The 7,344-nt window shown below is 43.3% G+C and carries 5 protein-coding genes and 1 pseudogene; 4 read left to right on the top strand and 2 right to left on the bottom strand.

Annotation, left to right across the window (positions count from 1 at the left end; translation table 11 throughout):
- Nucleotides 1-209, top strand: a pseudogene (locus ACJ751_RS03150) (NUDIX hydrolase); the annotation flags it as partial.
- Between the two features lie 47 nt (nt 210-256).
- On the opposite strand, the gene ACJ751_RS03145 reads toward ACJ751_RS03150, so the two are convergent.
- The gene (locus tag ACJ751_RS03145; protein ID WP_407743918.1) at nt 257-1,156 is read right to left on the bottom strand and encodes a hypothetical protein; all 900 of its coding nucleotides are present in this window, start codon (nt 1,154-1,156) and stop codon (nt 257-259) included.
- Nucleotides 1,157-1,768: 612 nt separating this feature from the next.
- Here ACJ751_RS03145 and ACJ751_RS03140 point away from each other — a divergent pair.
- Both ACJ751_RS03140 and ACJ751_RS03135 read left to right on the top strand, forming a co-directional pair.
- On the top strand, nt 1,769-3,451 hold the full coding sequence (locus ACJ751_RS03140; RefSeq protein WP_407743917.1) for an ATP-binding cassette domain-containing protein: 1,683 nt from the start codon (nt 1,769-1,771) through the stop codon (nt 3,449-3,451).
- A gap of 178 nt (nt 3,452-3,629) precedes the next feature.
- On the top strand, nt 3,630-4,775 hold the full coding sequence (locus ACJ751_RS03135) for a glycosyltransferase family 9 protein (protein WP_407743916.1): 1,146 nt from the start codon (nt 3,630-3,632) through the stop codon (nt 4,773-4,775).
- On the opposite strand, the gene ACJ751_RS03130 is transcribed toward ACJ751_RS03135, so the two are convergent.
- Nucleotides 4,765-6,483, bottom strand: coding sequence for a glycosyltransferase family 87 protein (locus ACJ751_RS03130; RefSeq protein WP_407743915.1), 1,719 nt, complete (start codon nt 6,481-6,483; stop codon nt 4,765-4,767). The two genes, ACJ751_RS03135 and ACJ751_RS03130, sit on opposite strands and share 11 nt — an antisense overlap.
- Between ACJ751_RS03130 and ACJ751_RS03125 the strand changes: the two genes are divergently transcribed.
- The gene (locus ACJ751_RS03125) at nt 6,445-7,314 is read left to right on the top strand and encodes a glycosyltransferase family 2 protein (protein WP_407743914.1); all 870 of its coding nucleotides are present in this window, start codon (nt 6,445-6,447) and stop codon (nt 7,312-7,314) included. The two genes, ACJ751_RS03130 and ACJ751_RS03125, sit on opposite strands and share 39 nt — an antisense overlap.
- Nucleotides 7,315-7,344: the final 30 nt, after the last annotated feature.

The raw sequence follows: 7,344 nt of genomic DNA, 5'->3' as shown, positions 1-7,344 counted from the left end.
TCTCAATATACTACTTTGTACAGGCCCTGGAACCTATTACAGTGCCGCTCCGTCAAAAGCCATTCGACTTCGACGAACAACAACTGGCCGTTTATAAAGAAAGATCAGAAACAGAAACTTTCCGCTTCATCAATTGGGATGAATTTTCAGAAGAATCTGTTACCCTGCCTATCGATAAGATAGTGGCTAAGATGTTGAAGTCTATGTAATGGTTGGTTGGGTCACTTCGTAACAAATGCGGCAACTGCACAACCGGTTAAAGCCCGGCAAAATAGGTATCTATTGTTTTATTCTTTTTTCGTTTACCAGCCCGGTTATTCATCTTCTTTACAAATGCAACCGGCAGCGTTGCCTTTACGCCCGCTTTATCGTAAATATAAATTAAACCGCCACTGGCTTTTATTCCAAATACATAACCCATTCCCTCTCCTACCGATTCCTGGTCCTGGCGGGAAGGGCCCTGTACATAACTGATCGTTTTTACTTCACTGGCTTGTGAAAATTGCACCTGGTTGGGATTGTGTGCATCAGCCCGGTTATTCGTAATGCGCTGTTCTATACAGGCATCGGGATGACTATGATAATATACCAGCGCTTTTTGTTTTATATACAAGGTGGCGCCCTGTAACCATTGCGGGTTCGACAGATCGCCGGTAATGCAGGTTACCGTACCATCCGGAAAAACCACCCCGCCATGTTCTTTATATTCATGCGCATCATTGGATGTGCAACGCGAAATGATATTATCATACATGCGACGCATGATTCGTTTATCCAGTATAGGTACTATATTCTCCTGCACCAGTGGATCGTTGATCTTACCATGTCGGATCAGCCAGGCTACTCTTCGCGCTGTTGATCTTGAAATGTTTGCCACAACCGCTGTATCATAATCGGCGCTTAACTGTACCATTGTACCATCTTGTGGTATATCCTGAAATACTTCACCAGAAGTTTTCATTGTTTTTATTACATAGCTGGCGGGTTGTGCTGCGTTTACATCGTACCACAACAATTGACCGCGTTCATTAAAATAATAGGCAGTGTCGTGCCAGGTAATGCCGGCAAAAATGGTAGCAGGGTGCAGAATTGAAAATGACAATAAAACAAAACAGGAGAATTTAATGCAAAGGCGTGAGAATAGATAAAGGTTCATAACGATAAGGTTTACAATGAAAAATAAAATACTTCGTTACCACTTTGAATGCGGGTGGCAGCGGTAATGGATTAGTTGAAAAGAAAGTAGATCCTGATAGTGAAGCAAATCCTGGCTAAGCAATAAACATGCAGTAGTATATAAATGGGCTGCAATATTATGCTGTATATATTATTCAACCAAATTTACAGTATACAGAAAACACTTATATGATTTTAACTTTTCTTAATATATATGTAAGGAACTGATAACTATTTTTTAATGACAATGGGTAGTAACAAATAAGTAATCAACAGGGCAGCCTTAACTTCAAACTTGTCATCATCCTATATTGTTTGAACGTCTTTATGCAGAGGATACGTAACGTCGCAGGAATCACAACTAACGGTAAACAATATTAGTTTTTAAACAGCAGGGAGCCAAATTTTACACCACGGACTTTATCACAGCCTTCGGGTGACTAATTATTTAAAAATTATATTTTTATTTTTTGTTACGTAGAACCGGTTAAAAAGCCTCGTCTTATGGCGGCAACCCCGGCGCCATTTTTCACGTATTGGTATTGAAAGCCTGGAAATTCGGGTGTTTTCACCCTTATAAAAAGTGACATCCGTGATAGCTATTCTCAATAAAGTATTGACCATATTAACCAGTCGCGAAAAAAAACAGTGGGCCCTGTTCACTGGGTTAACCCTTATTATCAATATGGCCGATATCGCCTCCCTGGCATTCCTGCTTTATATCATCCACTTTTACACACAACCTGTTAACGCCATTCACCCATTTACGCCCCTTTTGGGAAATACAACCGCCAATGCATTGTTCAACCGGTCTTCTCTGCTGCTTATTACCCTGTTCTTTGTTTTATTCAGCCTGAAGAACCTGGCGGCGTTTCTCATTCAATCATGGCAAACCCGTTTTGTGCACCAGGTGGCAAGCCGCATTTCCCGCAACAATATGTTACACTACCTGGAAGGGAATTATGCGGATTATATTCATACCGACTCATCGGTATTTACCCGTATCATCAGCTTGCAACCGCTGGAGTTTTGCCAGCATGTTTTATCGTCCCTTCAACAAGTGTTTACAGAATCTGTGCTGATCCTTTTATCCGTTGTAGCCATTCTCCTGTTCAATGCACAACTGTTCCTGTTGTTGCTGATCATTTTGCTGCCACCGGTCATTCTTGCCGGCTGGCTTACGAAACGCAAGCTGCACACCGCCCGCAACTATATAAAAAACAGTAGAACGGATATGTGGCAACGCCTGCATGAATCCATTGCAGGTTTTGTAGAAAGTAATCTTTATAACAGGAACGAATACTTTACCGAACGGTACGCCATAGCCCAGCACGATCTTAACCTGCATCAATCCTCCTTACAATCCTTACAGGCGCTGCCCGCCCGGCTGGCAGAAGTGTTTGCAGTGTTTGGCCTGTTGATTGTAATGGCCATCAGCAGCTTATTTGGCCATGGACAATACACCACTCAAATTGTAACCCTTGGCGCCTTTATAGCAGCAGCTTATAAGATCATCCCCGGTATAGCCCGCATGCTGAATGCGATCGGGCAAATACGCACGTATTCCTTTACCATTACTGACCTGGTTCAACAAAACAAACAGGCCAAAAAACAACCAGTCAATAACCTGCTGCCACCCATTTCTTCCATTTCATTTGAGCAGGTTGGTTTTACCTACGATCATCATCCGGTGCTGGATAATTTTTCCTGCCAGTTACAACCCGGTGACCTGGTTGGCATCGACGGCCATTCGGGCAAAGGCAAAACCACGCTGCTTAATATTTTGCTGGGATTTATGTCACCTCAAACCGGAGAAATACGCATCAACCAAGAATCGGTGAATAGCCTGCAACGAAAACAATACTGGCAACAAATAGCCTATGTAAAACAACAGCCGTTTTTCCTGTACGATTCGGTGTTGGCCAATATTACGCTCAATGGAAAGGAGCATCATGAACAACGGCTGCACAAAGCGCTTGACATGGCAGGTATTTCAGAATGGCTGCCCCGGTTGCCTGCCGGCATTAATACCCTACTTACAGAAAATGGCAAGAACATCAGTGGTGGTCAGCGCCAGCGTATTGCCCTCGCCCGGGCCTTATATAAGGAAGCCAATGTGCTCATTCTGGATGAACCTTTTAGGGAACTGGATGAAAAAGCAGAAGAGAAACTATTGCTTCATTTGCAACAACTGGCAGCTACTGGAAAGATCATCCTCCTGATCACTCACAATAAAAAAAGTCTGCAGGCTTGTAATAAAATAATAAGCCTGTAGATCCCTTACCAACCCTTTTTAGTTGAATAGCGTATAGAAATCAATCATCCATTAGCAACCTGACTCCATTTTCTAGCGTACTGCATGTAGGTGTGAATTATAAACCAAACAATTTCTTATTGTGCAATTACCTGCCAACCGAAAATTGGATAAGTACCTTGGTTACTGCCTGATAGGAATGTTGCTTCCTGTTACCCGGCTGTTGGGCATTACTATCCGCCGAAATCATTCGTTGCAACAACCGCCCAAACACCTGCTGTTTATAAAGCTATTGGGGTTGGGCAGTCTGCTAGTAGCTTCGGATCCCATCCAGGTCATGCGAAAAAAAATGCCAGGCACCCGTTTTATTTTATTGACCGATAACAATATTGCCAGTGGCATTACACCTTTCCAACTATTCGATGAGATCTGGACCATCGATACCAGCAGCCTGTCAATTACCATCAGCACTTCATTGAAATATATAGTACGGTCATGGCAATTGAAAAAACTATGGGTGGCCGATCTGGAAGTGTATTCAAAACTTACTACTGTATATTCTTTATTTACGATGGCGCGGAACCGGTTCGGGTTTCATTTAAAACCTGTGTTCTTCCGCAAATTCCTTAACACCCATAACATTCCGTTCAAACAAGCTGCCTGCCTGGAAGATAATTACTACCACATGGCGCAGGTAATCACCCAATCTGAGATAGCACCAACAACTGAAACAGCTACCGTTCGCTTAAACGAATGGGATAAACCCTATATCCTTCTGAATAACACTTGTAGCAGCCTGGCACCGGTTCGTAAGCTACCCGATGAAACCATGGCAGCCATTTGTACCTGGATATTGACCCACACGCATTTTCGCCTTGCATTTTTAGGGACCAGCAGCGACAAAGCCGCCATCGAACAATTTATCGATGAACACTTACCAGCCTATAAACAAAAAGGTAAACTAACCAATATTGCAGGGGCGCTTGACTTTGAAGCCTATTACCGGTTCATTGCCGATAAAGGTGTTTGTATGCTCACCATCGATAGCGGTCCGTTACATATTGCACGTAAACTGGGTTTGCCTGCCATTTCTGTATGGGGACCAACCAACCCTGCCAGTTATATAAAAATACCGGCTGGTCAGGAAAACAGGCAACAGTTCCTGTATAATAAAGTGGCCTGTTCGCCCTGCGTGCATCACTATGAACAACTACCCTGCGGCGGCAATAATTTTTGTATGAAAGACATTGCAGCCAGCAGCATTATTGAAAAACTCAACGCACTGCTGGAATATTTACAGAAAGAAAAAGGCCGCGTAACTGCGTTGGAATCCGTTACGGGTTAGTGATCGTTCGTAAAGTATAAAACCCAAAACCGCGGTTCCTGTCAGACAAATAAATAATATCCCTTCCATTCACCAGCATTACCTGCTTCTTACGGTCAGGGGTTGAAGTAAGTTGTTTATCCTTATAATATACCTGGTTGTTCTTTATCTGCACGTTATTAGTGGAATAGTCGTGCACAGCATAACCAGTACCGGTTTCGTGACTGCCCTTATCATCCCAGTAATAATACACCAGCTGATCTTCCTTTATGGCATATTCATATACAAAAGGTAATTCCTGCGATAATAGATACTTGCTGTTATCCGGGTGCGGAAATAGTTTACCAGCATCTGCCAGCAACAGCACGGCAACAAAAGCACCGAACAATTTTATGGGGAATTGCATCCCGGCCACTATAATCAATAACCCAAACAACAACAACATGCCATACAAACGCGGGAACTGTAGCAACAAGGGCTTTCCGCCTAATGCAGCTACCGGGATAAAACAGATCAGCAATAACAACGCTATTACGGTAAATAAATAAACCCGTTTGCTATTGGCCAGAGCCAGCAACGGCATCAACAGCAGGATCAAAGAATAACTACTGCCATTGGGCGAGAGCAACATACTGGCTGTTATCCAACTGGCAAAGGCCATAAGATCGGCAACCTTTTTATGTATTGTTACGCCAACGCAACAAGCCATCAGCAAGGCCTTGAACAGTACCATGCTGATCACAAAAACAGGGGTACTATTTAAAACGACCTGCGGATTCTGAACGGCGTCATACACAAACAGGTTCTTTAGTAACATAAAGGCCGACTGAAACAGATAAGTATAACTATCGTTCAGCTCGCCGCTATTAGCGCGGGGGAAAATAGTAAACACATAATATTGCCAGGAAGCGAATCCATTCAACACAACTGACATCAACCCTAACAGCACACAGGCAACCACACAATACGCCACCTGTTTATATTGCTTTTTTGCCAGCAGAGAAAACAGGATCACCAGCGGAAATAATTTGAAAACAATAGCAATTCCCCATAAAAGGGCAGCAACAACCCGTTTGCCTTTCTTATAAGCCATATAACCTTCGAGCAACAAAGCAAACAATAACAGGTAGGCCTGTCCAAAAAAGATGTTATTACGTAATGGAATAAAAAAGATCACCGGCACTAACCACAGCGCCCAGACCGGCAGGGAAAAATATTTACGGGCTCGGGCCAGCACCCAAACAAACAACGCCGCAGAAAATACATTGAACAGTATTTTGGAAACCGCCACAGGGAATAATAAGAATGGCGCCAGCACAATTGATGTAAATGGCGGAAAGGGGGTGTATGAAACAAAAACACCGGAATATCCCTTTTGCGTTATCAACACGTTCAACGACCAGGTATCATATACCGCCTCAAAATTACCCTGCAACAGTGCCTTACTGCCAAAATAATAACCCGCAAAATCAGAAAAAGGCGCACTGGTAGCTTTAAAAATAAACCAGGCCAGCAAAACTGCCAGTAACAACAATGGGTAATATGGAGCGTACCGTTTAACCATGAGATTGGCTATCAATACGGTAAATGGAGAAGGGAGGTTGTCTGGAGAGGGAAATTGACGCAATACAGAAGATAAGCGGCTGGGAATAGAGGCAACGTAAAGCCGCCTTTCTCCGTATTTTAGATCATGGTAAGCGTAATTCTCACCACCTACAACCGGGCCCATCTTGTTTTGGAAAGCATTTACAGTGTGCTGAACCAAACTTATAAAGAGCTGGAATTGATCATTGTCGACGATGGTTCTACCGACAATACCTCAGCACTGATAGAAAACATCCCCGATCCCCGCATCCGGTATTATCAACTGCCGCATTGCGGCCGTACTGCCATCCTGAAAAACTTCGCCATCCGCCAGTCAAAGGGATCGCTTATCGCCTTCAATGACTCAGACGACACCTGGGAGGATCGTAAACTGGAAAAACAGGTACAATTATTATCCCTACACCCCAATATCGGGTTTTCAATTACCGATGCGGTCAATTATATGGAAGGGAGGATACTATCGCGCACCTGGTCAGGGATGACAGGTATTGAATGCGCTAATATATTCGACCGCATGAAAGAAAACCGGTTTGTGGTATTTACCCAAACGATGGTCATTCGTCGCGACTGTTTTGATAAAACCGGTCTGTTCGATGAAGACATGCCTTTTGGCTCCGATTACCATTTCAATATGCGGCTGGCCTTTTATTATGATGCCGGCGTTATTTATGAAGGACTGATATGGCGCTTTCTGCACGACACCAATGAAAGCAACCAGGTGCCGGTTGAATACATGGAGGGATTTGTATACACTTTTGAATATCTGTATCAACATAATATGGTATCTAAAAAATACCTGTATAAAGCTAAAAGCCATGCCTTCCTGCAAATTGGTCATCTATTTAAACAACAGAAAAAACTGAGCGCAGCCCGACATCATTACCGGCAATCCTTAAAATACAATCTGTTGCAGCCCACCTGTTACTGGCAGCTGTTAAAAACCTACCGGGCCTAAGGCAACTTAACCGGTTAATTATCCGTATGA

It is taken from the genome of Niastella sp., assembly GCF_045805085.1.
Classification (GTDB): Bacteria; Bacteroidota; Bacteroidia; order Chitinophagales; family Chitinophagaceae; genus Niastella.
This window is presented reverse-complemented; position numbering and strand designations above follow the sequence as displayed.

What these genes read in the sequence shown, in the direction of transcription:
- ACJ751_RS03125 (WP_407743914.1), top strand. Translation starts at nt 6,445, where the DNA reads ATGGTAAGCGTAATTCTCACCACCTACAACCGGGCCCATCTTGTTTTG.
- ACJ751_RS03135 (WP_407743916.1), top strand. Translation starts at nt 3,630, where the DNA reads ATGTTGCTTCCTGTTACCCGGCTGTTGGGCATTACTATCCGCCGAAAT.
- ACJ751_RS03130 (WP_407743915.1), bottom strand. Translation starts at nt 6,483, where the DNA reads ATGGGCCCGGTTGTAGGTGGTGAGAATTACGCTTACCATGATCTAAAA.
- ACJ751_RS03145 (WP_407743918.1), bottom strand. Translation starts at nt 1,156, where the DNA reads ATGAACCTTTATCTATTCTCACGCCTTTGCATTAAATTCTCCTGTTTT.